A 24,872-nucleotide genomic window follows, 5' to 3' on the forward strand; every position below is an offset into this window, starting at 1 on the left:
GGTTTCTACAACACATCAAGGCGTCATACATCGTTAAGGCATACCCAGGGATATCGGTCGCATCCTGCAAAACTTGATAGCGAGTGCCTGCAAGAGTCTTTTCCGGTAGCATTCCCACCAGATTGACCCGCCTGGAATCCCCAATGTCCGACCGCCTGACCCTGCTGCGTCCCGACGACTGGCATATTCATCTTCGCGATGGTGCTGCGTTGCCCCAAACCGTGGCCGATGTAGCGCGCACGTTTGGCCGCGCCATCATCATGCCTAACCTGGTACCTCCGGTGCGTAACGCCGCGGAAGCCGACGCCTATCGCCAGCGCATTCTCGCTGCACGACCGGCCGGCAGCCGCTTCGAACCGTTGATGGTGCTGTACCTGACCGACCGCACCCAGCCCGAAGAAATTCGCCAGGCCAAGGCCAGTGGTTTCGTGCACGCCGCCAAGCTGTACCCGGCCGGCGCCACCACCAACTCCGATTCCGGCGTCACCAGTATCGACAAGATCCTGCCGGCCATCGAAGCCATGGCCGAAGTGGGCATGCCGTTGCTGATCCACGGTGAAGTCACCCGTGGCGATGTCGATGTGTTCGATCGTGAAAAGATCTTCATCGACGAGCACATGCGCCGAGTTGTCGAGCTGTTCCCAACCCTCAAGGTGGTGTTCGAGCACATCACCACCGCCGATGCCGTGCAGTTCGTCACCGAGGCTTCGGCCAACGTCGGCGCGACCATCACCGCGCATCACCTGCTGTACAACCGCAACCACATGCTGGTGGGCGGGATTCGGCCGCACTTCTATTGCCTGCCGATTCTCAAGCGCAACACGCACCAGGTAGCGCTGCTCGATGCCGCCACCAGTGGCAGCGAGAAATTTTTCCTCGGTACCGACTCTGCACCTCACGCCCAACACGCCAAGGAAGCCGCGTGTGGTTGTGCCGGGTGTTACACCGCCTATGCGGCGATCGAGTTGTATGCCGAAGCGTTCGAACAACGCAACGCCCTGGACAAGCTTGAAGGGTTCGCCAGCCTCAACGGCCCACGTTTCTATGGCCTGCCGGCGAATACCGACCGCATTACCCTGGTCCGTGAAGACTGGGCCGCCCCCACCAGCCTGCCGTTTGGCGAGCTGACCGTTATCCCGCTGCGCGCCGGTGAAACACTGCGCTGGCGCCTGCTGGAGGAACACCCGTGAGTGAAGACCATTACGACGACGACCAGGAACACGGCGGCGGTGGTGGCGGTTCCCGTCACCCGATGGCCGAGCGTTTCCGTGGCTACCTGCCGGTTGTCATCGACGTAGAAACCGGCGGCTTCAATTGCGCCACTGACGCGCTGCTGGAAATCGCCGCCACGACCATCGGCATGGATGAACAGGGTTTCGTGTTCCCGGAACACACCCACTTCTTCCGCGTCGAGCCGTTCGAAGGTGCCAACATCGAAGCGGCGGCCCTGGAGTTCACCGGGATCAAGCTTGATCACCCACTGCGCATGGCCGTCAGTGAAGAAGCGGCGCTGACCGACATCTTCCGTGGCGTACGCAAGGCCCTGAAGGCCAATGGCTGCAAACGCGCGATCCTGGTGGGCCACAACAGCAGCTTCGACCTGGGCTTCCTCAATGCCGCCGTGGCGCGCCTGGACATGAAGCGCAACCCGTTTCACCCGTTCTCCAGCTTCGACACTGCGACCCTGGCCGGTTTGGCCTATGGCCAGACCGTGCTGGCGAAGGCCTGCCAGGCTGCCGGTATCGACTTCGACGGTCGTGAGGCCCACTCGGCCCGCTACGACACCGAGAAGACCGCCGAGCTGTTCTGCGGCATCGTCAACCGTTGGAAACAGATGGGCGGCTGGGAAGACTTCGGCGACTGAAGCCAAATCCCGCGCATAAAAAAACCGGCCCTCTCAGGCCGGATTTTTTTGCTTCGAACGTGGCTTACAGCTTGCCAGCGTTCTCGGTCAGGTAAGCCGCAACGCCTTCTGGCGAAGCGTTCATGCCTTTGTCGCCTTTTTTCCAGTTGGCAGGGCAGACTTCACCGTGCTCTTCGTGGAATTGCAGAGCGTCGACCAGGCGGATCAGCTCTTCCATGTTACGGCCCAGCGGCAGGTCGTTGATGATCTGCGAGCGCACAACGCCCTTGTCGTCGATCAGGAACGCGCCACGGAAAGCCACGCCGCCTTCGGACTCAACGTCGTAGGCCTTGGCGATGTCGTGCTTCATGTCGGCAGCCATGGTGTATTTGACTTTGCCGATGCCGCCATCATTGATGGCGGTGTTGCGCCAGGCGTTGTGGGTGAAATGGGAGTCGATGGAAACGGCTACCACTTCAACGTTACGCGCCTTGAAATCGTCCATGCGGTGATCCAGAGCGATCAGCTCCGATGGGCAGACGAAGGTGAAGTCCAGCGGGTAGAAGAACACCAGGCCGTATTTGCCTTTGATGGCTTCAGACAGTTTGAAGCTGTCTACGATTTCGCCATTGCCGAGGACGGCGGGTACGTCGAAATCCGGGGCTTGTTTGCCGACGAGTACGCTCATTGGGTATCTCCTGATGGTGGTGACTGAAGTAAAAGGATCCGTCCCAGTGTGCCGCAGCTAAACGACAGGCCTGTGACGTGATCACGCTTCGTGAAGACCGACCATCATACCGGAAAAAAGCCGTTCGTCAGTGAAGCCGCGTGCAAACACCAAGGCTTGAGAAACTACTTTGACAATCATTCTCGTTAACATTAAGATCCGTCGCACTTAAGCCTTAAACCGCGATGGTTCTCCCTTATGTATGTCTGCCTTTGCACTGGCGTCACCGACGGACAAATCCGCGAAGCAATCTACGAAGGTTGCTGCAGCTACAAGGAAGTACGTGAAACCACCGGCGTTGCCAGCCAATGCGGCAAATGCGCCTGCCTCGCCAAGCAAGTGGTACGGGAAACCCTGACGCAGCTGCAAACTGCCCAGGCTGCGATCCCCTACTCAGCAGAATTTACACACGCTTAATCAGCGTGTTTTAAAGAACCGGACTTAGTGTCCGGTTTTTTTATGCCCGAAATTCAAACAGTTAGCGCCAAGACGCGGAACACAAACATTCTTATTCCGATTAATTTTCATTTATTATTCAATAACTTAGGTTTGACAGTAGTAAATGCGCAGCTCAAACTCCGCCTTATATACAGCTAATACAGGGCAGGACCCCAATCATGAAAGGCGACATCACAGTCATCCAGCAACTCAACAAAATCCTTGCCAATGAACTGGTCGCGATCAATCAGTACTTCCTGCATGCGCGCATGTATGACGATTGGGGCCTGGAAAAGCTGGGCAAGCGTGAATACAAAGAATCCATCAAGGCCATGAAGGACGCTGACGCGCTGATCAAGCGCATCCTGTTCCTGGAAGGCCTGCCGAACGTGCAGGACCTGGGCAAGCTGAACATCGGCGAGCACACCCAGGAAATGATCAACTGCGACCTGAACTTCGAGCGCAAGAGCCACACCGACCTGAAGGCCGCCATTGCTCATTGCGAATCCAAGGGCGACTTCGGCAGCCGTGAACTGCTGGAAGATATCCTTGAAGACCAGGAAGAACACATCGACTGGCTGGAAACCCAAATCGGCCTGATCGACAAAGTGACTATCGAGAATTACCTGCAATCGCAGATGGGTGAATAACCCAACAATTCCCGGCCACTAAAAAGCCCCGCTCTCTTTCGAGAAGCGGGGCTTTTTATTGCCGCGGCCTAAAACAAATCAGGCTTCGGTCTTCGCAGCTGCTTTGGCCGCTGCGTCTTTGATCAGTGCCTGCAACGAACCATCAGCCGCCATTTCGGTGATGATGTCGCTACCGCCGACCAGCTCACCGGCAACCCACAGCTGCGGGAAGGTTGGCCAGTTGGCGTACTTCGGCAGGTTGGCGCGGATTTCCGGGTTCTGCAGGATATCCACGTAGGCGAACTTCTCGCCACATTGCATGATTGCCTGGGAAGCCTTTGCGGAGAAGCCACACTGGGGAGCGTTAGGGGCGCCCTTCATGTAAAGCAGAATAGTGTTGTTGGCAATCTGCTCTTTGATCGTTTCGATGATATCCATGGAACACCTCGGCTGGAACTTTCCGACTCATGGGTCGGCACGGTGGCGCATTGTAACGCAAACCCCAGCGTGACGCTCGGACTCCCCGACAGACAATCCTTACGCCGCCGCCACCTGCACCGGCACGCCGTTCAACGCTGCGTTGCCCGACAGCTCATCCAGTTGCCGCTCATCCGTCAGGTCATTCGCGCTCGCCCCCGGCTGCCCGCTGGCGATGGTCATCTGCACGCCAGGGCGGCCGTGGCCCCAACCGTGAGGCAGGCTGACCACGCCGGGCATCATGTCGAGACTGGCCAACACTTCCACCTCGATCATGCCGATCCGCGAGCTGACCCGTACCCGCTGCCCGTCAGTCAACTGGCGATGGGCAAGGTCATCCGGATGCATCAGCAGTTGATGGCGAGGCTTGCCCTTCACCAGCCGGTGGTAGTTATGCATCCAGGAGTTGTTGCTGCGCACATGCCGGCGGCCGATCAGCAGCAACTCATTCACCTCGGGCACCGGCTGCGCGGCAAAGCGCGCCAGGTCGGCAAGTATAACCGACGGTGCAGCCTGCAGATGGCCATTGGCGGTTTTCAGGCGGCCTGCGAGGTTGGGTTTCAGCGGCCCGAGGTCCAGGCCATGAGGGTGATCGGCCAGCGCGGCAATGGACAACCTGTCGCCATAAGGCCCGGCCCGCAGCCCGAAGTCGATCATCTGCGCAGGCGGCATCGTCGGTTTGAGTGTATTACCCGTCTTCTCGGCAAACGCCCGGGCCAGGCCGACGAAGATTTCCCAGTCATGCAACGCACCCTCGGGTTTCGGCAGGATGGCGCGATTGAAACGGGTGACGTTACGCACCGCGAACATATTGAAGGTGGTGTCGTAGTGATCGTTTTCCAGGGCCGAGGTGGACGGCAGGATCAGGTCGGCGTAACGCGTGGTCTCGTTGATATACAGGTCGATGCTGACCATGAACTCCAGGCCATCCAGCGCCTGCTCCAGTTGCCGGCCGTTGGGCGTGGACAACACCGGATTGCCCGCCACCGTCACCAAGGCGCGGATTTGCCCTTCACCCTCAGTGAGCATTTCTTCAGCCAGTGCCGATACCGGCAGCTCGCCCCCGTACTCGGGTCGCCCGGAAACCCGGCTTTGCCAGCGATTGAAATGCCCGCCGGAGGTGGAAGCTACCAGGTCGACTGCCGGCGTGGTGCACAAGGCCCCGCCGACTCGATCCAGATTACCGGTCACCAGGTTGATCAACTGCACCAGCCAATGGCACAGCGTGCCAAACGCCTGGGTCGATACGCCCATGCGGCCATAGCACACCGCCGCATCGGCCGCGGCGAAGTCCCGGGCCAACTGGCGGATCTGCTCGGCGGGTACCGCACATTGACGGCTCATGGCCTCGGCGGTGAATCCGGCCACGGCGTGGCGCACGTCATCCAGGCCGTCCACCGGCAGGTGACTGTCACGGGTCAGGTTCTCGGCAAACAGTGTATTGAGCAATCCGAACAATAACGCCGCATCGCCGCCCGGGCGCACGAACAGATGCTGGTCGGCCATCGCCGCCGTCTCGCTGCGGCGCGGATCAACCACCACGACTTTACCGCCGCGAGCCTGGATGGCCTTCAGGCGTTTCTCCACATCCGGCACGGTCATGATGCTACCGTTGGACGCCAGCGGGTTGCCGCCGAGGATCAGCATGAAATCGGTATGGTCGATGTCCGGGATCGGCAGCAACAGGCCGTGGCCGTACATCAGGTGGCTGGTGAGGTGGTGAGGTAACTGGTCCACCGAGGTGGCGGAAAAACGATTGCGGGTCTTCAGCTGGCCAAGGAAGTAGTTGCTGTGGGTCATCAGACCATAGTTGTGCACGCTCGGATTGCCCTGGTACACCGCCACAGCATTCTGCCCGTGACGCGTCTGAATCGCGGCCAGGCGCTCGGCTACAAGTACAAAGGCGTCTTCCCACGGGATCGGCTGCCATTCGCTGCCCACCCGCAACATGGGCTGGTGCAGGCGGTCCGGGTCATTCTGGATGTCTTGCAGGGCCACGGCCTTGGGGCAGATATGGCCACGGCTGAACGTATCCAGGGGGTCGCCCTTGATCGAGGTGATCGCCAGGCTTGCGTCTTCGCCCTGGGTGGTCTCCAGTGTGAGGCCGCAGATGGCTTCGCACAGATGGCAGGCACGGTGGTGGAGAGTCTTGGTCATGGCCAGTCTCTTTTATTGTGGGCTAGGCGCTTCGGACGAAAACTATGGCCCGCCCGGGGCAGCAGCGCCAGCAACGTTCGTCGTGTGAATCCAGGGGCATCAGGCCAGGCCATGAGGAAACATCAGGAAATGTTTCAGAAGCCTTCGGCAGCCCGCTGAAACCGACGCAGCCCGGCCTCAGCCCGCCCTCACGCATTGCAATGTGGCGCAGCGCCAGTGTACAAATGACCCGCTGCTGTCAGGAAACAGGCTTCAAAAGCGCCCTCCCCGCGTCCTTGAACTCCCCTAAAAACTGTAGCCCTATTGGTAAGACGCGACATTTAATTATAAGATCGCGCCTTCCCCTATTTCGTCGCCCCGTGCGGCTTTCGCCGCAGGTCTCGCCCGTTTTCAAAATAAACCAGGCTTTGAGTATCTGCGGTCTGTTGCAAAAAGGTAGTTAATGATGAGCGCAAGGCACTTTCTCTCCCTGATGGATTGCACGCCCGAAGAGCTGGTCAGCGTGCTCCGTCGAGGCATTGAGCTTAAAGACCTGCGTAACCGCGGCGTACTGTTCGAGCCTTTGAAAAACCGCGTGCTCGGGATGATTTTCGAGAAGTCGTCCACCCGCACCCGCGTGTCTTTCGAAGCCGGCATGATTCAGCTCGGCGGCCAGGCTATCTTCCTGTCACCTCGCGATACCCAACTGGGCCGTGGCGAGCCGATCAGCGATTGCGCGATCGTGATGTCGAGCATGCTGGATGCGGTGATGATCCGTACCTTCGCCCACAGCACCCTGACCGAATTTGCCGCCAACTCCCGAGTGCCCGTGATCAACGGCCTGTCCGATGACCTGCACCCCTGCCAGTTGCTGGCCGACATGCAAACCTTCCTCGAACAGCGCGGCTCGATCCAGGGCAAGACCGTGGCCTGGATCGGCGACGGCAACAACATGTGCAACAGCTATATAGAAGCGGCGATCCAGTTCGACTTCAAATTGCGCGTTGCCTGCCCTGAAGGCTACGAGCCGGATGCACGTTTCCTGGCCGAGGCCGGCGACCGCGTGACCATCGTCCGCGACCCGCGTGAGGCGGTCATCGGCGCACACCTGGTGAGCACCGACGTGTGGACCTCCATGGGCCAGGAAGAGGAAACCGCCAAGCGCCTCAAGCTCTTCGCCCCGTTCCAGGTCACCCGCGCCCTGCTCGACCTGGCCGCGCCGGACGTGCTGTTCATGCACTGCCTGCCCGCCCACCGTGGCGAAGAAATCAGTCTCGACCTGCTGGACGATCAACGTTCAGTAGCCTGGGCCCAGGCGGAAAACCGCCTGCACGCACAAAAAGCCCTGCTCGAGTTTCTGGTTGCGCCGGCGTACCGTCCTGCATGAGCCAGCCACTACTGCTGAACCTGCGCAATCTGGCATGCGGCTATCAAGACCAACGGGTGGTGCAGAACCTCAATCTGCACCTCAACGCCGGCGACATCGGTTGCCTGCTGGGCTCCTCGGGCTGCGGCAAGACCACCACCCTGCGAGCGATTGCCGGGTTTGAGCCGGTGCATGAAGGCGAGATCAGCCTGGCAGGCGAAGTCATTTCCAGCGCCGGTTTCACACTGGCTCCGGAGAAACGTCGGATCGGCATGGTGTTCCAGGACTACGCGCTGTTTCCACACCTCAGCGTGGCCGACAACATCGCCTTCGGCATTCGCAAGCACCCGCAAAAAGAGCGTGTGGTCGCTGAATTGCTGGAACTGGTGAACCTGAAAAACCTCGGCAAGCGCTTCCCCCACGAACTCTCGGGCGGCCAGCAGCAACGCGTCGCCCTGGCTCGCGCCCTGGCGCCGGAACCGCAATTGTTGCTGCTGGACGAACCCTTCTCCAACCTCGACGGCGAACTGCGGCGCAAACTCAGCCACGAAGTACGCGATATCCTCAAGGCGCGGGGCACCAGTGCGATTCTGGTGACCCACGACCAGGAAGAAGCCTTCGCAGTGAGTGACCATGTCGGCGTGTTCAAGGAGGGTCGCCTGGAGCAGTGGGATACGCCCTACAACCTCTATCACGAACCGCTGACACCCTTTGTCGCCAGCTTCATTGGCCAGGGTTACTTCATTCGCGGGCAGTTGAACACGCCGGAATCGGTTACCACCGAACTGGGGGAGTTGCGCGGCAATCGTGCCTACACCTGGCCAACCGGCGGCGCGGTGGATGTGTTGCTGCGCCCGGACGACATCGTTTATGCACCGGACAGCGCCTTGAAGGCGCGGATTGTCGGCAAGACGTTCCTCGGCGCGTCGACCCTGTATCGCTTGCAGCTGCCGACAGGCGCTCAGCTGGAGTCGATCTTCCCCAGCCACGCCGATCACCAGGTCGGTGCCGACGTGGGCATTCGCGTGGCAGCCGAGCACCTGGTGTTGTTCCAGGCCTCAGGCAGCACCGCAGCACAAATCCCTCAGGTTGAGTCAGGCGTTCGCCGCTACAACACCGCCTCCTGACGTCAACGCATCACGCCCGGCCAATTTCCGCGAACTTGGCCTGGGTGTGTTCGGCCAGCACTGTCGCTGCCAACTCCACCTCAAGCCCCCTTCTCCCCGCACTGATAAAAATTGTCGGAAACGACTGCGCCGTCACATCGATGAAGGTGCGCAGGCGTTTCTTCTGCCCCAGCGGGCTGATGCCGCCTAGTAAGTAACCCGTGGCCCGTTGCGCCGCTGCCGGGTCTGCCATCTCGACCTTTTTTACCCCCGCCGCCTGCGCCAACGCCTTTAAATCCAAACTTCCGACGACCGGCACAACCGCCACCAGCAGCTCGGCTTTTTCACTGCTGGCCAGCAGGGTCTTGAACACCTGCGCCGGGTCCAGGCCCAATTTTTCCGCGGCCTCCAGACCATAGGACGCTGCCTTGGGATCATGTTCGTAACTGTGAATTCGATGTTCGGCGCGAACTTTTTTCAACAGGTCCAATGCGGGCGTCATGTGGGCTCCAGGCTTGGCAAAAAGGTGAAAAAACAGACAGCCAATTCTAGGCCAACAACAAGCAAAAGGCTCTAGTCCGAAGCCCTCTGCCACGCGCTCACGCGCACCTTCCCTGCCGCTTCCCGCGCCCACGGCACGATCATTCACCACACCAATAATTACAAAATGACCGATCGTTCACTTTCGACCTTTGACAGCCGTCATTCTTGTCTATATTTTTTCGTTTACGAATACTGTAGGAATGCACCTACGGATTCACAGCAGTAAGCCGCGAACAGGATGGGGATCCTCGCCACGGTGAAAATCGCCGATTGCCCGTTGCGGCAAAACGCCAGACAACAACAAAAACAGAGGTTTTCCATGACAACTGCTCTTCAACAGCCTTCACTTTCAAGTCAATGCATGGCCGAATTCCTGGGCACTGCGTTGCTGATCTTCTTCGGTACCGGATGTGTTGCTGCGCTCAAGGTCGCGGGTGCCAGCTTTGGGTTGTGGGAAATCAGTATCATCTGGGGGATCGGCGTCAGCATGGCGATCTACCTGAGCGCCGGCATTTCCGGGGCTCACCTGAATCCGGCGGTCAGTATCGCCCTTTGCATCTTTGCCGATTTCGACAAGCGCAAACTGCCGTTCTACATCATCGCCCAAGTCGCCGGGGCCTTCTGTTCGGCCGCGTTGGTTTACACGCTCTACAGCAACCTGTTTTTCGATTACGAACAAACCCACCACATGATTCGCGGCACCCAGGCTAGCCTGGAATTGGCGTCGGTGTTCTCCACCTACCCGCATCCGCTGCTGGGCACGGCCCAGGCGTTCCTGGTGGAAATGGTCATCACCGCGATCCTGATGGGCGTGATCATGGCCCTGACCGATGACAACAACGGCCTGCCCCGCGGCCCGTTGGCGCCGCTGCTGATTGGTTTGCTGATTGCCGTGATCGGCAGTGCCATGGGCCCGCTGACCGGCTTTGCGATGAACCCGGCCCGCGACTTCGGCCCCAAGCTGATGACCTTTTTCGCCGGTTGGGGTGAAATGGCTTTCACTGGCGGGCGCGACATTCCTTACTTCCTGATTCCGATCTTTGCGCCGATTGTCGGCGCCTGCCTCGGTGCTGCCGCCTATCGCGGGCTGATTGCCCGTCACCTGCCCAGCGCCGCACCTGCTACAACTGATGCAACCGAAGCGGCTGCCACCGCCAAAACCCGTACTTCCTGATGCGATAGCCTGGACCGTACTGCCCTTTTGCGGCCCAGGCTGTTTACTGACTTCCCTATTCTCCGTCCAAGGCAATCGACATGACCGACATTCAGAATAAGAACTACATCATTGCCCTCGATCAGGGCACCACCAGTTCCCGGGCGATCATCTTCGATCGTGACGCCAACGTGGTCTGCACCGCCCAGCGTGAATTCACCCAGCATTACCCGCAAGCCGGCTGGGTCGAACATGACCCGATGGAGATTTTCGCCACCCAGAGCGCGGTGATGGTCGAGGCCCTGGCACAAGCCGGCCTGCACCATGACCAGGTCGCGGCAATCGGTATCACCAACCAGCGTGAAACCACCGTGGTCTGGGACAAAATCACCGGCCGCCCGATCTACAACGCGATCGTCTGGCAATGCCGCCGCAGCACCGAGATCTGCCAGCAGCTCAAGCGCGACGGCCACGAACAATACATCAACGACACCACCGGCCTGGTCACCGACCCGTACTTCTCCGGCACCAAGCTCAAGTGGATCCTCGACAACGTCGAAGGCAGCCGCGAACGTGCGCGTAACGGCGAGCTGCTGTTCGGCACCATCGACAGCTGGCTGATCTGGAAATTTACCGGTGGCAAGACCCACGTCACCGACTACACCAACGCCTCGCGCACCATGCTCTTCAACATCCACACGCTGGAGTGGGATTCGAAGATGCTGGAGATTCTCGACGTGCCGCGCGAAATGCTGCCGGAAGTGAAGTCTTCCTCGGAAATCTATGGTCGCACCAAAAGCGGTATCGCCATCGGCGGTATCGCCGGTGACCAGCAGGCGGCGCTGTTTGGCCAAATGTGCGTAGAACCGGGCCAGGCGAAAAACACCTACGGCACCGGCTGCTTCCTGCTGATGAACACCGGCGACAAGGCGGTGAAATCCAAGCACGGCATGCTCACCACCATCGCCTGCGGCCCGCGTGGCGAAGTGGCCTACGCCCTGGAAGGCGCCGTGTTCAACGGCGGTTCCACCGTGCAATGGCTGCGTGATGAGTTGAAGATCATCGCCGATGCCACCGACACCGAATACTTCGCCGGCAAGGTCAAGGACAGCAACGGCGTGTACCTGGTGCCAGCCTTCACCGGCCTGGGCGCTCCGTACTGGGACCCGTATGCCCGTGGTGCGCTGTTCGGCCTGACCCGTGGTGTACGCGTGGATCACATCATTCGTGCAGCCCTGGAGTCGATTGCCTACCAGACCCGCGACGTACTCGATGCCATGCAGCAGGATTCCGGCGAACGCCTCAAATCCCTGCGGGTAGACGGTGGCGCGGTCGCCAACAACTTCCTGATGCAGTTCCAGGCCGACATCCTCGGTACCCAGGTTGAACGCCCACAAATGCGCGAAACCACCGCGTTGGGCGCCGCCTACCTGGCCGGCCTGGCGTGCGGTTTCTGGGGCAGCCTGGACGAACTGCGTGGCAAGGCGGTAATCGAGCGTCAATTCGAACCGCAGTTGGAAGAAGCGGCGAAGGAAAAACTCTACGCCGGCTGGCAGAAAGCAGTCAGCCGCACCCGCGACTGGGAACCCCACGAAGGCGCTGAATAAGCCAAGCGCCGGACGCGCATAGGGTTGTAACTGGCAGGGAGCAGATTCCTGCGTCATCATGGGCCACTTTTTACGGCAGCCCAAAGGACGCACCATGAATCTGCCTCCCCGCCAGCAACAAATCCTCGAACTGGTTCGCGAACGCGGCTATGTGAGTATCGAGGAAATGGCGCAGCTCTTCGTTGTCACCCCGCAAACCATCCGCCGCGATATCAATCAACTGGCGGAAGCCAATCTGTTGCGCCGCTACCATGGCGGCGCAGCCTATGACTCCAGCGTTGAAAACACCGCGTACGCCATGCGTGCCGACCAGATGCGCGACGAAAAACAGCGCATCGGCGAAGCCATCGCCGCGCAAATCCCCGATCACGCCTCGCTGTTTATCAACATCGGTACCACCACCGAATCGATCGCGCGTGCGCTGCTTAACCACAGCCACCTGAAAATCATTACCAATAACCTCAACGTCGCCATGATGCTGAGTGCCAAAGACGACTTCGACGTACTCCTGACCGGCGGCAACGTGCGCCGGGATGGCGGTGTGGTAGGCCAGGCCAGCGTTGATTTCATCAACCAGTTCAAGGTCGATTTCGCCTTGGTGGGCATCAGCGGTATCGATGAAGACGGCAGCCTTCTGGACTTCGATTATCAGGAAGTACGGGTTTCCCAGGCGATCATTGCCAATGCGCGCAAGGTGATCCTGGCGGCGGACTCCAGCAAATTCGGGCGCAACGCCATGATTCGCCTGGGACCGATCAGTTTGATTGATTGTTTAGTCACCGATCAGCAGCCGGTCCCGGCATTGGTGCAACTGTTGAATCAGCACAAGATTCGACTGGAAGTGGTGTAAGCCTATACAGGGGGTGTCCTGCCCCCTGATGTTCACAAATTTTCCTTTGTTCGCCCTTCGATCAGTATTTTCAATCGAAGCGGGCTGGCTGTGCCTGCGTTTATAAGCTACCATTTTCGCAAATGAACATTTATGTTCGAATTCCAATACGAAAAAGATTGCGAGGCCAGCCGATGAACCCTTCTACCTTGCCTGCCCCACCGCTTGCCGAAGTCTATGACGTCGCCGTTATCGGTGGCGGGATCAATGGCGTCGGGATTGCAGCAGACGCAGCCGGTCGCGGTTTGTCGGTATTCCTTTGCGAAAAGGACGACCTGGCCAGCCACACTTCCTCCGCGAGCAGCAAGCTGATCCACGGTGGCCTGCGTTACCTGGAGCATTACGAATTCCGCCTGGTGCGCGAAGCCCTGGCTGAACGTGAGGTGCTGTTGGCCAAGGCCCCGCACATCGTCAAGCAGATGCGCTTTGTATTGCCCCACCGCCCGCACCTGCGTCCGGCATGGATGATTCGCGCCGGCCTGTTCCTGTATGACCACCTCGGCAAGCGGGAAAAACTCGAAGGCTCCAAGAGCCTCAAGTTCGGCCCCGACAGCCCGCTGAAAAGCGAAATCACCAAAGGCTTCGAATACTCCGATTGCTGGGTCGACGACGCCCGCCTTGTAGTACTCAACGCCATGGCTGCGCGGGAAAAGGGTGCGCACATCCACACCCAGACCCGTTGCGTCAGCGCACACCGCAGCAAAGGCCTGTGGGAAATGAACATGGAACGTGCCGACGGCAGCCTGTTCTCGATCCGCGCCCGAGCGCTGGTGAACGCCGCCGGCCCGTGGGTGGCCAAGTTCATCAAGGATGACTTGAAGCTGGATTCGCCCTACGGCATCCGTCTGATCCAGGGCAGCCACCTGATCGTACCGAAGCTGTATGAAGGCGCCCACGCGCACATCCTGCAGAACGAAGACCAGCGTATCGTCTTCACCATTCCGTACCTGAACCACCTGACCATCATCGGCACCACCGACCGCGAATACACCGGCGACCCGGCGAAAGTGGCGATTACCGAAGGTGAAACCGACTACATGCTCAACGTGGTCAACGCGCACTTCAAGAAGCAGCTGAGCCGCGATGACATCGTGCACACCTATTCCGGCGTGCGCCCGCTGTGCAACGACGAGTCCGACAACCCGTCGGCGGTGACCCGCGACTACACCCTGGCGCTGTCCGGCACCTCGGGCGAGGCGCCGTTGCTGTCGGTGTTCGGCGGCAAGCTGACCACCTACCGCAAGCTGGCCGAATCGGCGATGGCACAACTGGCGCCTTACTTCACGCAGATGCGCCCAAGCTGGACGGCTACAGCCACCCTGCCCGGCGGCGAAAACATGAGCACGCCAGAAGCCCTGGCCGATGCAATCCGTAGCAAATACGACTGGGTGCCGAGCGAGATTGCCCGTCGCTGGTCCACCACTTACGGCAGCCGCACCTGGCGCCTGCTGGAAGGCGTGCAATCGCTGGCGGACATGGGTGACCACCTCGGTGGCGGCCTGTACACCCGCGAAGTCGATTACCTGTGCGCTGAAGAATGGGCCACTCAGCCCCAGGACATCCTGTGGCGCCGCAGCAAGCTGGGCCTGTTCACCACGCCGCAGGAGCAGGAGAACGTGCAGCGTTACCTGTCCAAGGTTGAGCACAACCGCGGCAAGATCGAAGCGGCCTGATCAGCCCGACGTAAAAAAGCCCCTGCACCGAAAGGTCCAGGGGCTTTTTCATGCCTGCAGATGACGCTGATAGCGCAGGCCCATTTCACGAATCCCGCTGAAGGCAGAGCCCAGCAACACGGGATAAGCCGCCTGCAAAAAGCCTGGCGTGGCCGTCGCGAGAGCCCGCTCCAACCATAGGCAGGCCTGCACTTCGTCGCCGTCGTGAGCCAGCTCCGCAGCATGGTTGTATTGCCCGCGGAAATCCCCGGCCTCGGCTGAGCGCTGATACCACTGGCGCGCCAGTTGAACATCCTTGGGCACCACCACGCCTTCATGGTGGAACCGACCCAACAGGTTCATCGACTTGGCGTGCCCCTTGGCCGCAGCCTGGCGGAACAGTTCATATGCCGCGACAAGGTCACGCTCCACACCACGGCCACGCGTCAGCAACTGGCCGTAGTTATACAAACCCCAATCCAGCCCCAGATCGGCGGCCTTGCGGTAATGCCGCGCACTGTCTTCCAAGTCGACCTCGCAGCCCCAGCCATTCTCCAGGCAGCGCCCGATCATGTTGATTGCCATGGGGTGACGCTGCCGCGCAGCGATGCGAAACCAGCTCAACCCCAGCGCCTCATCCTTCTGCACGCCACGACCGTCGAGCAGCAGCTGGGCCAGGGTCGCCTGTGCGTCGGCATCTCCCAGCTGTGCCGCATGCATCACCCAGCGCACATAGGCACGCGGGTTATCACCGATATCCGAGGGCTCGCGGCCTGGCTGTGCGCTCTGCATTCCTGCCCCGAGTAGCGATCAAGGACCGCAAAAAGTTTCATGATTTATTTGGTTACAAAGTATTACATTTGAGATCGCTTATCAATTACGATCGCATCTCACTAACACTAACAAGAGATTACTCAATGGCTACCGGCATCAGTTCTGCCCCCCTCTCATCGCGGCATTTGCTCGCGTCGGCAGTGGGCCTGGCAGTGGCTGCGCAAGGAGGATTCAGTTACGCGGCGGAGCCCGCACCAGAAGACAACACAGGGGTCATCCAACTCGGCGCGACCAGCATCGAAGGCCAGGCCCCGAGCCAGAGCGTCTACAACCCTGTGGCGCCTTCTTCCCCCAAGTACACCGAGCCATTGCGCGACACGCCGCAGACCATCACGGTGGTGCCCAAGGAAGTCATTCATGACCAGAACCTGCTGACCCTGCGCGACGTGCTCAGCACCGTGCCGGGGATCACCTTCGGGGCCGGCGAAGGCGGCAGCGGGTATGGCGACAGCATCAACCTGCGCGGCTTCTCCGCCAGCGGCGACATCTACGTAGACGGCGTGCGTGACAGCGCGCAGTACAGCCGCACCGACCCGTTCAACCTGGAGCAGGTCGAAGTCGTCAGCGGCGCAAGTTCGGTGTATTCCGGCTCCGGCGCGGTCGGTGGCACCATCAACCTGGTGAGCAAACAGCCGGAATTACGCGACAAAACCACCATCAGTGCGGGCATCGGCACCGATAACTACAAGCGCACCACCCTGGACACCAACCAGACGCTGAACGACACCACCGCGTTCCGCCTGAACCTGATGGCCCATGGTAACGACGTACCTGGCCGCGATTATGAAGATTACGAACGCTGGGGCATCGCGCCCTCCATCGCGTTTGGCCTGGGCACGCCGACACGCGTCACCGTCAGTTACGAGCACCAGAAAGACAACAACACGCCGCAGTACGGCATCCCGATCTACAACGGCAAGCCCATGCCGGGCGTGGGTTGGAGCGACTACTACGGCTACCACAACATCAATGACCAGCAAATCACCTCGGATTCGTTCAGCCTGAAGCTCGAACACGACTTCAACGACGCCGTCTCGGTGCGCAACTTCACCCGCGTCGAGCGGGTGCGCCAGGACCTGCGCGCTTCCGGCCCCGAAGGTGCATTGACCGGCTGCCTGGCCAGCGGCACCCAGATCACCGGCGCCCCTTGCGCCGCAGGCCTGCAGCCAGGCTACTTCCAGCCAAGCGGCGGCTCACTGGGTAACGAGCGCAACACCCAGAACAAGATGTTCACCAACCAGACCGACGTCACCAGCCACTTCAGCACCGGGTTCATCGACCACACGCTGGTGACCGGCATCGCCATCAGCCGCGAGGAATACGAGGCGGATACCGGTAAATGGCTGACCAACGCCAACGGCAGCACCATCGTCCCACCACCGGTCAGCTACAGCGATCCGAACTCCGAATGGTCCGGCCCCGTCAACTTCACCCGGGCCGCCCACATTGACGGCGCGCTGAACAACCGCGCCGTCTATGCCTTCGACACGCTCAAGCTCAACCCACAGTGGGAAATCAACGGCGGCCTGCGTTACGAGCACAACGCCGGCAGCTCGGTGACCAATGCCTATTCCAGCACTGGCGTGGAAACGCCCGGCACTCGCTACGGCCAGGCGGATGACCTGACCTCCTACCGCCTGGCGCTGGTCTACAAACCGGTGGAAAACGGCAGCTTCTATATCGCCTACGGCAACAGCAAGACGCCGTCCCAGGCCAGCGTCAATGGGGGTTGCTACACCCCGGCCAAAAGCTCAGGCATCGCCACCAACAACTGCGATGTTTCCCCGGAAACCGCCGTCAGCTATGAGATCGGCACCAAATGGGACCTGCTCGACAACGCCCTGTCGCTGACGGGCGCGATCTTCCGCAATGACCGCACCAACTATAAAGTCGCCGACAACGACCCGAGCAACCTGAGCGGCACCCAGACCCTCGACGGCAAGGCACGTGCAGACGGTGTGGCGCTGGGCCTGAGCGGTCAGCTGACTGACCGCTGGAAGGTCTTCGCCAACTACACCTACCTGAACACTCGTGTGCTGCGCAGCGCGAGCGATTACACCCTGGCGACCACCGGCATCGACGTGCAGAAAGGCGAGCCGCTGACCTTCACCCCCAAACATGCAGCCAGCATCTGGACGGTGTACGACCTGCCCTACGACTTCCAGGTGGGCTACGGCATCACGGCGCAAACCAAGCAGTACCTGGTCAGCGCCGCCAACTCGCCGACTTCCCCCGGCTATGCGGTGCAGCGTGCGATGCTCGGTTACAAGGTCAACAAACAGTTGAACCTGCAGCTGAACATCAACAACCTGTTCGACAAGGAGTACCTCACCCGTATCCGCAACAACGGTTGGGCAGTGCCCGGCGATGGCCGCGCGGCAGTGGTGTCGGCCGACTATACGTTCTGACAGAGCCACACCCAAAAGCCCCGGGAGCCACACTCCCGGGGCTTTTTCATGGGCGATACAGGCCCACGCCGCCATTCGGTTTTCCGAACGCCATAGCTCAACCTATTCGGTTTGCCGGACCAAAACAGGAGAAAAAACCCGTAACACAAAGTTAATCTCTATATAAATCATATGGTTAACCTTTTATTTCTGGTCTGGCACGACTCATGCTCTACACTCGTAGGCGATTGCCTGAGGCGCCTCAGGAGCCGTCACAGGCTTTCGCAGTACTGTTTATATAAAAACGTGGCCGTCCCAACCGGTCTCATAAAAAAAACAAATGTCGAGGAAGTATTGATGCGCATCGTTCCCCATATCCTGGGCGCAGCTATCGCTGCTGCTCTGATCAGCACTCCAGTTTTCGCCGCCGAACTCACCGGCACACTGAAGAAAATCAACGACTCCGGCACGATCACTCTCGCTCACCGCGACAGCTCCATTCCGTTTTCCTATATCGCGGATGGTTCGGGCAAACCCGTGGGCTACTCCCACGACATTCAGCTGGCTATCGTTGAAGCCCTGAAAAAAGACCTGAACAAACCCGACCTGAAGACCAAGTACAACCTGGTCACCTCGCAAACCCGTATCCCGCTGATCCAGAACGGCACCGCGGATATCGAGTGCGGCTCCACCACCAACAACGCCGAACGCGCCCAGCAGGTTGACTTCACCGTCAATATCTTCGAAATCGGCACCCGCCTGCTGGTCAAGAAAGACAAGGAAGGCAAGCCGTCCTACAGCGATTTCGCCGACCTGAAAGGCAAGAACGTCGTGACCACCGCCGGCACCACGTCCGAGCGCATCATCAAGGCGATGAACGCCGACAAGCAGATGGGCATGAACGTCATCTCCGCCAAGGACCACGGCGAGTCCTTCCAGATGCTGGAAAGCGGCCGCGCCGTTGCCTTCATGATGGACGACGCGCTGCTGGCCGGTGAAGAAGCCAAGGCCAAGAAGCCGGACGACTGGGTCATCACCGGTACTCCACAGTCCTTCGAAGCCTACGCCTGCATGGTTCGCAAAGACGACCCAGCCTTCAAGAAGGCCGTGGATGACGCGATCGTCGGCCTGTACAAGTCCGGCGAGATCAACAAGATCTACAGCAAGTGGTTCGAGAGCCCGATTCCACCAAAAGGCCTGAACCTCAACTTCCCGATGAGCGACAAGGTCAAGGATCTGATCGCCAACCCAAGCGACAAGCCAGCGCCTGACGTAAAAATCTGATACCTGACTAAGCTTATGTCCTGAGGGAGCCAACCCTCCCTCAGGCGTCTGTTGCTACCTGCTGGCTTTAATTTTGGAACACTCGACCTGGCGGTTTTCGAGCCGATCGCGTGTGCCTGGCGTTCACCGTCGGGCGGGAAAGGATCTTCCCCAAGCGGGTGCTTGTACATCGATCGATCTCGAGGGGAGACCCTAATGAATTACAACTGGGACTGGGGCGTGTTCTTCAAGTCCACCGGCGTGGGCAGCGAGACTTATCTCGACTGGTACATCGCCGGCTTGGGCTGGACCATTGCCATCGCCGTCGTGGCATGGATCATCGCCTTGCTGCTGGGGTCCATTCTGGGCGTCATGCGCACCGTGCCAAACCGCATCGTATCGGGCATCGCGACCTGCTACGTGGAACTGTTTCGCAACGTACCGCTGCTGGTTCAGCTGTTCATCTGGTATTTCCTGATACCCGACCTGCTGCCGCAGAACCTGCAGGACTGGTACAAACAAGACCTCAACCCGACCACCTCGGCCTACCTGAGCGTTGTCGTGTGCCTGGGCCTGTTCACCGCTGCCCGGGTGTGCGAACAAGTGCGTACCGGCATCCAGGCGCTGCCACGGGGCCAGGAATCCGCTGCGCGCGCCATGGGCTTCAAGCTGCCGCAGATCTACTGGAACGTGCTGCTGCCCCAGGCCTACCGGATCATCATTCCGCCGCTTACCTCGGAATTCCTCAACGTCTTCAAGAACTCCTCCGTGGCGTCCCTGATCGGCTTGATGGAACTGCTGGCGCAAACCAAACAGACCGCCGAGTTCTCGGCCAACCTGTTCGAGGCCTTCACCCTGGCCACGCTGATCTATTTCACCCTGAACATGAGCCTGATGCTGCTGATGCGCGTGGTCGAGAAGAAAGTCGCCGTGCCCGGCCTGATCTCCGTGGGGGGTAAATAATGGACTTCGATTTCAGCGGCATCATCCCCGCCATCCCGGGCCTGTGGAACGGCATGGTCATGACCTTGCAGTTGATGGTCATGGGCGTGGTCGGCGGCATCATCCTGGGTACGATCCTCGCGCTGATGCGCCTGTCGTCCAGCAAACTGCTGTCGCGCCTGGCCGGCGCCTACGTGAACTACTTCCGCTCGATCCCGCTGCTGCTGGTGATCACCTGGTTCTACCTGGCGGTGCCGTTCGTGCTGCGCTGGATCACCGGCGAAGACACCCCGATCGGTGCGTTCACCTCCTGCGTCGTGGCCTTCATGATGTTCGAGGCGGCGTACTTCTGCGAAATCGTGCGGGCCGGCGTGCAGTCGATCCCCAAGGGCCAGATGGCCGCGGCGCAAGCGATGGGCATGACCTACGGCCAGACCATGCGCCTGATCATCCTGCCCCAGGCGTTCCGCAAGATGACCCCGTTGCTGTTGCAACAGTCGATCATCCTGTTCCAGGACACCTCGCTGGTCTACACCGTGGGCCTGGTGGACTTCCTCAACTCCGCCCGCTCCAACGGCGACATCATCGGCCGCTCCAATGAGTTCCTGATCTTCGCCGGTGTCGTCTACTTCATCATCAGCTTTTCCGCCTCGCTGCTGGTCAAGCGTCTGCAAAAAAGGTTTGCCGTATGATCTCTATCAAGAATATCAACAAGTGGTATGGCGACTTCCAGGTGCTGACCGATTGCAGCACCGAGGTTAAAAAAGGCGAAGTGATCGTGGTGTGCGGGCCGTCCGGCTCGGGCAAATCGACCCTGATCAAGTGCGTCAACGCCCTGGAACCGTTCCAGAAAGGCGACGTGGTGGTCGATGGCACCTCCATTGCCGACCCGAAGACCAACCTGCCGAAACTGCGCTCGCGCGTCGGCATGGTGTTCCAGCACTTCGAGCTGTTTCCGCACCTGACCATCACCGAAAACCTGACCATCGCGCAGATCAAGGTGTTGGGCCGCAGCAAGGAAGAAGCCACCAAGAAGGGCCTGCAACTGCTGGAGCGCGTCGGCCTGTCGGCTCACGCCCACAAGCACCCGGGCCAGCTTTCCGGCGGCCAGCAACAGCGTGTGGCGATTGCCCGTGCGCTGGCGATGGACCCGATCGTCATGCTGTTCGACGAACCGACCTCGGCCCTCGACCCGGAAATGGTCAACGAAGTGCTCGACGTGATGGTGCAACTGGCCCAGGAAGGCATGACCATGATGTGCGTGACCCACGAAATGGGTTTCGCCCGCAAGGTAGCCGACCGGGTGATCTTCATGGACGCCGGCAAGATCATCGAAGACTGCCCGAAAGAGGAATTCTTCGGCGACATCAGCGCCCGCTCCGAGCGTGCGCAGCACTTCCTCGAGAAAATCCTGCAGCACTAAAAGCACCACTGCTCCCCAGTGAAAACCGGGCTTGTGTGGGAGCTGGCTTGTGTGGGAGCCGGGCTTGCCCGCGATGCAGGCGCCTCGATGTGTCAGCTACACCGAGGTGATGCAATCGCAGGCAAGCCAGCTCCCACACAAGCCTGCTCCCACACGTGACCGCGCAAGCTGGCAGCTCTGGTTGACCCAAGGCATCTGTGATGAAATGCGACCCCAACCTCTTTCGCGCCGCGCCGCCATCACTTGCCGTGAAGCCTCGTCTGATTCGCCAATTGTTCCTGCCGCCGCTGATCATCGCCCTGATGATCGGACTGGGTTACGTCGGCTTCTGGATCAGCGAGTTCTATGGGATCCGCACCCTCAGCGATACCGGCGAACGCCAGCTGGAACTGCACGCCCGCACCGTCGAGAGCGAACTCAGCAAATACACCTACCTGCCCAGTCTCCTGGAGCTGGAATCCAGCGTCTCCAGGCTGTTGGCCGACCCGAATCAAGAAACCCGCAAAACCGTCAACGACTACCTCGAAGGCCTGAACCGGCGCAGTCGCAGCCGGGCGATCTACGTGATGGACACCACCGGCCGTGTGCTGGCGACCAGTAACTGGCGCGATGCCGACAGTTACCAGGGTGAAGACCTGTCCTTCCGTGCCTATTTCCAGAATGCCGTGCGCGGCCAGCCCGGCCGGTTCTACGGCATCGGCAGCACCAACGGCGAACCCGGCTATTACCTGGCCCATGGCCTGGAAGAACACGGCAAGATCATCGGCGTCGCCGTGGTCAAGGTACGCCTGGAAGCGCTGGAAGAGCGCTGGCAGCGGGCGCGCCTGGAGGCCTTCGTCAGTGACGAGAATGGCATCATCATTCTCTCCAGCGACCCGGCCCGTCGCCTCAAGTCCGTGCGGCCATTGAGCGATGACACCAAGGACCGCCTCGCCCACAGCCTGCAATACTACTGGGCGACGCTCAACGAGCTGGAACCACTGGCCCGCGAACGCCTCAACGAAGGCACCGAGAAATTGACCTTCCCGGCCAACAGCGAAGTGGTGGCCGACGAGCATGAGGTCAGCTACCTGGCCCAGACCCGCCCACTGAACGACACCCCCTGGAATTTCACCCTGCTCACCCCGCTGAACGACCTGCGCCGGGCCGCCATCAACCAGGGCATCCTGGTGGCCGTAGCCTTTGCGCTGGTGGCATTCCTGCTGATTGCCTGGAACGAGCGCCGCAAGGTGATTGCCACCCGCCTCGCCGCCCGGGAAGCCCTGCAGGAAGCCAATAACCAGCTGGAGCGACGGATTGCCGAACGCACCACCGACCTGCGGGCCAGCAACGAGCGGCTCAAGAGCCAGATTCGCGAGCGGCGCCAGGCCGAGGAAACCTTGCGCCGGGCCCAGGACGAACTGGTGCAGGCCGGCAAACTCGCGGCCATCGGCCAGATGTCCACCAGCATCGCCCATGAATTGAACCAGCCACTGGCCGCCCTGCGTACCCTGTCGGGCAACACCGTGCGCTTCCTTGAGCGTGGGGCGCTGGACACCGCCAGTGCCAACCTCAAGACCATCAACGAACTGATCGACCGCATGGGTCGCATCACCGCCAGCCTGCGCTCCTTTGCCCGGCGTGGCGATGACCAGGGCGAAGCCAATCTGGGCAAGGCGGTGGACGCTACGTTCCAGATCCTCGGCAGTCGCCTGGAGACCCTGCCGCTGACGGTGCACCGCCACTTCAGCAGCGCGCAGTTGCAGATCGACCAGACACGCCTGGAGCAGATCCTGGTCAACCTGATGGGCAACGCCCTGGACGCGATGCAGGCGCAACCGGCCCCCGAACTGTGGCTGGAAGGCGACATCGCCGACGGCAAATATCGCCTGCGGGTGCGCGATAACGGCCACGGGATTGATCCCGAGACCCGCAAGCATTTGTTCGAACCGTTCTTTACCACCAAACCCGGCGAACAAGGCCTGGGCCTCGGCCTGACGCTGTCGGCCAGCCTCGCGGCGGCGACCGGCGGCAACCTCGCCGTCGAGCATCCGGCCAGCGGTGGTACTGCCTTTGTCCTGAGTTTGCCGCTGGCGAGCCCTCAACAAGTCGAGTCGAAATGAACGCAGAAAAAACCACCGACCTGACCGTCCTGATCGTCGAAGACGACCCCCATGTATTGCTCGGCTGCCAGCAAGCCCTGGCCCTGGAAGACATTCCCAGCGTGGGCGTGGGCAGTGCCGAAGAGGCCCTGACCCTCGTCGGTGAAAACTTCGCCGGCATCGTCATCAGCGATATTCGCCTGCCGGGTATCGACGGCCTGGAGTTGCTGACCCGGCTCAAGGCCCTGGATAAAAGCCTGCCGGTGGTGCTGATCACCGGCCACGGCGATATCTCCATGGCCGTGGGCGCGATGCGCAACGGCGCCTATGACTTCATGGAGAAACCCTTCTCTCCCGAGCGCCTGGTGGACGTAGCCCGCCGCGCCCTGGAACAACGCGGTTTGGCCCGGGAAGTCTGGTCGCTGCGCCGGCAACTGGCCGAGCGCGATTCGCTGGAAGGCCGGATCATCGGTCGCTCTCCGGCCATGCAGAACCTGCGGGAATTGATCGCCAACGTCGCCGACACCTCGGCCAACGTGTTGATCGAGGGCGAGACCGGCACCGGCAAGGAATTGGTCGCGCGCTGCCTGCACGATTTCAGCCGGCGCCACTCCCACCAGTTCGTCGCCTTGAACTGCGGCGGCCTGCCGGAGAACCTGTTCGAAAGCGAAATCTTCGGCCACGAAGCCAACGCGTTCACCGGTGCCGGCAAGCGCCGCATCGGCAAGATCGAACACGCCCACGAAGGCACGCTGTTCCTCGACGAAGTGGAAAGCATGCCGATGAACCTGCAGATCAAGCTGCTGCGGGTGTTGCAGGAACGCACCCTGGAACGCCTGGGTTCGAACCAGAGCGTGGCGGTGGATTGCCGGGTGATCGCCGCGACCAAGTCCGACCTCGACGACCTGAGCCGCGCCAACCAGTTTCGCAGCGACCTGTACTACCGCCTCAACGTGGTGACCCTGGAACTGCCGCCGCTGCGTGAACGCCGCGAAGACATCCTGCAGTTGTTCGAACACTTCCTGCAGCAGTCGTCGCTGCGTTTCGACCGCACCGCGCCGGACCTCGACAACCAGACCCTGTCCAGCCTGATGAGCCATGACTGGCCGGGCAACGTGCGTGAACTGCGCAACGTGGCCGAGCGGTTTGCCCTCGGTTTGCCGGCGTTCAAGAAAAGCGGCGCCAGCAGCGGCAACCATGGGCTGGCCTTTACCGAAGCGGTGGAGGCGTTCGAGCGCAACCTGCTCAACGATGCCTTGCAACGCAGCGGCGGCAACCTGACCCAGGCCAGCCAGGAACTGGGGATGGCCAAGACCACGTTGTTCGACAAGGTCAAGAAGTACGGGCTGAGCCACTAGGAGCGCATTGTGGATTTA

The 24,872-nt window shown here is 60.5% G+C and carries 22 protein-coding genes; 17 read left to right on the forward strand and 5 right to left on the reverse strand.

Going from position 1 to position 24,872, the window contains the following annotated elements; all coding sequences use genetic code 11:
* The first annotated feature begins 143 nt into the window (after window positions 1-143).
* The gene (pyrC, locus tag QF039_RS22585; RefSeq protein WP_307520807.1) at window positions 144-1,190 is read left to right on the forward strand and encodes a dihydroorotase; all 1,047 of its coding nucleotides are present in this window, start codon (window positions 144-146) and stop codon (window positions 1,188-1,190) included.
* Window positions 1,187-1,864: a ribonuclease T gene (rnt, locus tag QF039_RS22590; protein WP_003208704.1), complete on the forward strand. Its 678-nt coding sequence runs from the start codon at window positions 1,187-1,189 to the stop codon at window positions 1,862-1,864. Before pyrC ends, rnt begins: the two co-directional genes overlap by 4 nt.
* A 64-nt stretch (window positions 1,865-1,928) precedes the next feature.
* Here the strand turns inward: rnt and QF039_RS22595 are convergent, their stop codons facing one another.
* Complete coding sequence (locus QF039_RS22595) at window positions 1,929-2,531, reverse strand: peroxiredoxin (RefSeq protein ID WP_003172097.1); 603 nt, start codon at window positions 2,529-2,531, stop codon at window positions 1,929-1,931.
* Between the two features lie 237 nt (window positions 2,532-2,768).
* Here QF039_RS22595 and QF039_RS22600 point away from each other — a divergent pair, with 237 nt between their 5' ends.
* On the forward strand, window positions 2,769-2,987 hold the full coding sequence (locus tag QF039_RS22600; RefSeq protein ID WP_003208706.1) for a bacterioferritin-associated ferredoxin: 219 nt from the start codon (window positions 2,769-2,771) through the stop codon (window positions 2,985-2,987).
* A gap of 200 nt (window positions 2,988-3,187) precedes the next feature.
* On the forward strand, window positions 3,188-3,658 hold the full coding sequence (gene bfr, locus QF039_RS22605) for a bacterioferritin (RefSeq protein ID WP_008433502.1): 471 nt from the start codon (window positions 3,188-3,190) through the stop codon (window positions 3,656-3,658).
* A 78-nt stretch (window positions 3,659-3,736) separates the two neighbouring features.
* Here the strand turns inward: bfr and grxD are convergent, their stop codons facing one another.
* Window positions 3,737-4,075: a Grx4 family monothiol glutaredoxin gene (grxD, locus tag QF039_RS22610; RefSeq protein WP_003208710.1), complete on the reverse strand. Its 339-nt coding sequence runs from the start codon at window positions 4,073-4,075 to the stop codon at window positions 3,737-3,739.
* A gap of 99 nt (window positions 4,076-4,174) precedes the next feature.
* Window positions 4,175-6,271: a molybdopterin oxidoreductase family protein gene (locus QF039_RS22615; protein ID WP_177019253.1), complete on the reverse strand. Its 2,097-nt coding sequence runs from the start codon at window positions 6,269-6,271 to the stop codon at window positions 4,175-4,177.
* Between the two features lie 445 nt (window positions 6,272-6,716).
* Between QF039_RS22615 and argF the strand changes: the two genes are divergently transcribed.
* Window positions 6,717-7,637: an ornithine carbamoyltransferase gene (gene argF / locus QF039_RS22620; protein ID WP_134327267.1), complete on the forward strand. Its 921-nt coding sequence runs from the start codon at window positions 6,717-6,719 to the stop codon at window positions 7,635-7,637.
* Window positions 7,634-8,743: an ABC transporter ATP-binding protein gene (locus QF039_RS22625; protein ID WP_003208716.1), complete on the forward strand. Its 1,110-nt coding sequence runs from the start codon at window positions 7,634-7,636 to the stop codon at window positions 8,741-8,743. Before argF ends, QF039_RS22625 begins: the two co-directional genes overlap by 4 nt.
* Before the next feature lie 10 nt (window positions 8,744-8,753).
* Here the strand turns inward: QF039_RS22625 and ybaK are convergent, their stop codons facing one another.
* Entirely contained in the window at window positions 8,754-9,224 is a 471-nt protein-coding gene (gene ybaK / locus QF039_RS22630; RefSeq protein ID WP_003208718.1) for a Cys-tRNA(Pro) deacylase, read from the reverse strand.
* Window positions 9,225-9,584: 360 nt separating this feature from the next.
* Here ybaK and QF039_RS22635 point away from each other — a divergent pair, with 360 nt between their 5' ends.
* The 4 genes from QF039_RS22635 to glpD all read left to right on the forward strand — a co-directional run bounded on the left by QF039_RS22635 (window position 9,585) and on the right by glpD (window position 14,587).
* On the forward strand, window positions 9,585-10,439 hold the full coding sequence (locus QF039_RS22635; RefSeq protein ID WP_008433490.1) for an MIP/aquaporin family protein: 855 nt from the start codon (window positions 9,585-9,587) through the stop codon (window positions 10,437-10,439).
* A gap of 80 nt (window positions 10,440-10,519) precedes the next feature.
* The gene (gene glpK / locus QF039_RS22640) at window positions 10,520-12,025 is read left to right on the forward strand and encodes a glycerol kinase GlpK (protein WP_063027424.1); all 1,506 of its coding nucleotides are present in this window, start codon (window positions 10,520-10,522) and stop codon (window positions 12,023-12,025) included.
* 94 nt (window positions 12,026-12,119) lie between these two features.
* On the forward strand, window positions 12,120-12,875 hold the full coding sequence (locus QF039_RS22645) for a DeoR/GlpR family transcriptional regulator (protein WP_003208723.1): 756 nt from the start codon (window positions 12,120-12,122) through the stop codon (window positions 12,873-12,875).
* Between the two features lie 173 nt (window positions 12,876-13,048).
* Window positions 13,049-14,587 (forward strand): glycerol-3-phosphate dehydrogenase, encoded by a 1,539-nt coding sequence (glpD, locus tag QF039_RS22650; protein ID WP_008433488.1) that lies wholly within the window; start codon window positions 13,049-13,051, stop codon window positions 14,585-14,587.
* A 48-nt stretch (window positions 14,588-14,635) separates the two neighbouring features.
* Here glpD and QF039_RS22655 read toward each other — a convergent pair whose 3' ends face one another.
* On the reverse strand, window positions 14,636-15,358 hold the full coding sequence (locus QF039_RS22655) for a tetratricopeptide repeat protein (RefSeq protein ID WP_307520817.1): 723 nt from the start codon (window positions 15,356-15,358) through the stop codon (window positions 14,636-14,638).
* Window positions 15,359-15,483: 125 nt separating this feature from the next.
* On the opposite strand from QF039_RS22655, the gene QF039_RS22660 reads away from it, so the two are divergent.
* The 7 genes from QF039_RS22660 (at window position 15,484) to QF039_RS22690 (ending at window position 24,854) form a co-directional block, all read left to right on the forward strand.
* Window positions 15,484-17,808: a TonB-dependent siderophore receptor gene (locus tag QF039_RS22660; RefSeq protein ID WP_307520819.1), complete on the forward strand. Its 2,325-nt coding sequence runs from the start codon at window positions 15,484-15,486 to the stop codon at window positions 17,806-17,808.
* A gap of 336 nt (window positions 17,809-18,144) precedes the next feature.
* Entirely contained in the window at window positions 18,145-19,071 is a 927-nt protein-coding gene (locus QF039_RS22665) for a glutamate/aspartate ABC transporter substrate-binding protein (protein WP_008433481.1), read from the forward strand.
* Window positions 19,072-19,266: 195 nt separating this feature from the next.
* Complete coding sequence (locus QF039_RS22670) at window positions 19,267-20,013, forward strand: amino acid ABC transporter permease (RefSeq protein WP_003208731.1); 747 nt, start codon at window positions 19,267-19,269, stop codon at window positions 20,011-20,013.
* A complete protein-coding gene (locus tag QF039_RS22675) occupies window positions 20,013-20,684 on the forward strand; it encodes an amino acid ABC transporter permease (RefSeq protein WP_003208733.1) in 672 nt (223 codons plus the stop codon). The genes QF039_RS22670 and QF039_RS22675 overlap by 1 nt, the downstream gene beginning before the upstream one ends.
* Window positions 20,681-21,415 (forward strand): amino acid ABC transporter ATP-binding protein, encoded by a 735-nt coding sequence (locus QF039_RS22680; RefSeq protein WP_003208734.1) that lies wholly within the window; start codon window positions 20,681-20,683, stop codon window positions 21,413-21,415. The genes QF039_RS22675 and QF039_RS22680 overlap by 4 nt, the downstream gene beginning before the upstream one ends.
* A gap of 200 nt (window positions 21,416-21,615) precedes the next feature.
* Window positions 21,616-23,517 (forward strand): sensor histidine kinase, encoded by a 1,902-nt coding sequence (locus QF039_RS22685; RefSeq protein ID WP_003208735.1) that lies wholly within the window; start codon window positions 21,616-21,618, stop codon window positions 23,515-23,517.
* Window positions 23,514-24,854, forward strand: a complete 1,341-nt coding sequence (locus tag QF039_RS22690) for a sigma-54 dependent transcriptional regulator (protein ID WP_003208736.1) — start codon at window positions 23,514-23,516, stop codon at window positions 24,852-24,854. Before QF039_RS22685 ends, QF039_RS22690 begins: the two co-directional genes overlap by 4 nt.
* Window positions 24,855-24,872 lie beyond the last annotated feature (18 nt).

It is taken from the genome of Pseudomonas sp. W2I6 (assembly GCF_030815935.1).
Lineage (GTDB): Bacteria > Pseudomonadota > Gammaproteobacteria > Pseudomonadales > Pseudomonadaceae > Aquipseudomonas.

Bases quoted from the DNA above. Each gene is read 5' to 3' on its own strand.
- pyrC (WP_307520807.1), top strand. From the start codon at position 144: ATGTCCGACCGCCTGACCCTGCTGCGTCCCGACGACTGGCATATTCAT.
- QF039_RS22595 (WP_003172097.1), bottom strand. From the start codon at position 2,531: ATGAGCGTACTCGTCGGCAAACAAGCCCCGGATTTCGACGTACCCGCC.
- QF039_RS22600 (WP_003208706.1), top strand. From the start codon at position 2,769: ATGTATGTCTGCCTTTGCACTGGCGTCACCGACGGACAAATCCGCGAA.
- bfr (WP_008433502.1), top strand. From the start codon at position 3,188: ATGAAAGGCGACATCACAGTCATCCAGCAACTCAACAAAATCCTTGCC.
- grxD (WP_003208710.1), bottom strand. From the start codon at position 4,075: ATGGATATCATCGAAACGATCAAAGAGCAGATTGCCAACAACACTATT.
- QF039_RS22615 (WP_177019253.1), bottom strand. From the start codon at position 6,271: ATGACCAAGACTCTCCACCACCGTGCCTGCCATCTGTGCGAAGCCATC.
- argF (WP_134327267.1), top strand. From the start codon at position 6,717: ATGAGCGCAAGGCACTTTCTCTCCCTGATGGATTGCACGCCCGAAGAG.
- QF039_RS22625 (WP_003208716.1), top strand. From the start codon at position 7,634: ATGAGCCAGCCACTACTGCTGAACCTGCGCAATCTGGCATGCGGCTAT.
- ybaK (WP_003208718.1), bottom strand. From the start codon at position 9,224: ATGACGCCCGCATTGGACCTGTTGAAAAAAGTTCGCGCCGAACATCGA.
- QF039_RS22635 (WP_008433490.1), top strand. From the start codon at position 9,585: ATGACAACTGCTCTTCAACAGCCTTCACTTTCAAGTCAATGCATGGCC.
- glpK (WP_063027424.1), top strand. From the start codon at position 10,520: ATGACCGACATTCAGAATAAGAACTACATCATTGCCCTCGATCAGGGC.
- QF039_RS22645 (WP_003208723.1), top strand. From the start codon at position 12,120: ATGAATCTGCCTCCCCGCCAGCAACAAATCCTCGAACTGGTTCGCGAA.
- glpD (WP_008433488.1), top strand. From the start codon at position 13,049: ATGAACCCTTCTACCTTGCCTGCCCCACCGCTTGCCGAAGTCTATGAC.
- QF039_RS22655 (WP_307520817.1), bottom strand. From the start codon at position 15,358: ATGCAGAGCGCACAGCCAGGCCGCGAGCCCTCGGATATCGGTGATAAC.
- QF039_RS22660 (WP_307520819.1), top strand. From the start codon at position 15,484: ATGGCTACCGGCATCAGTTCTGCCCCCCTCTCATCGCGGCATTTGCTC.
- QF039_RS22665 (WP_008433481.1), top strand. From the start codon at position 18,145: ATGCGCATCGTTCCCCATATCCTGGGCGCAGCTATCGCTGCTGCTCTG.
- QF039_RS22670 (WP_003208731.1), top strand. From the start codon at position 19,267: ATGAATTACAACTGGGACTGGGGCGTGTTCTTCAAGTCCACCGGCGTG.
- QF039_RS22675 (WP_003208733.1), top strand. From the start codon at position 20,013: ATGGACTTCGATTTCAGCGGCATCATCCCCGCCATCCCGGGCCTGTGG.
- QF039_RS22680 (WP_003208734.1), top strand. From the start codon at position 20,681: ATGATCTCTATCAAGAATATCAACAAGTGGTATGGCGACTTCCAGGTG.
- QF039_RS22685 (WP_003208735.1), top strand. From the start codon at position 21,616: ATGAAATGCGACCCCAACCTCTTTCGCGCCGCGCCGCCATCACTTGCC.
- QF039_RS22690 (WP_003208736.1), top strand. From the start codon at position 23,514: ATGAACGCAGAAAAAACCACCGACCTGACCGTCCTGATCGTCGAAGAC.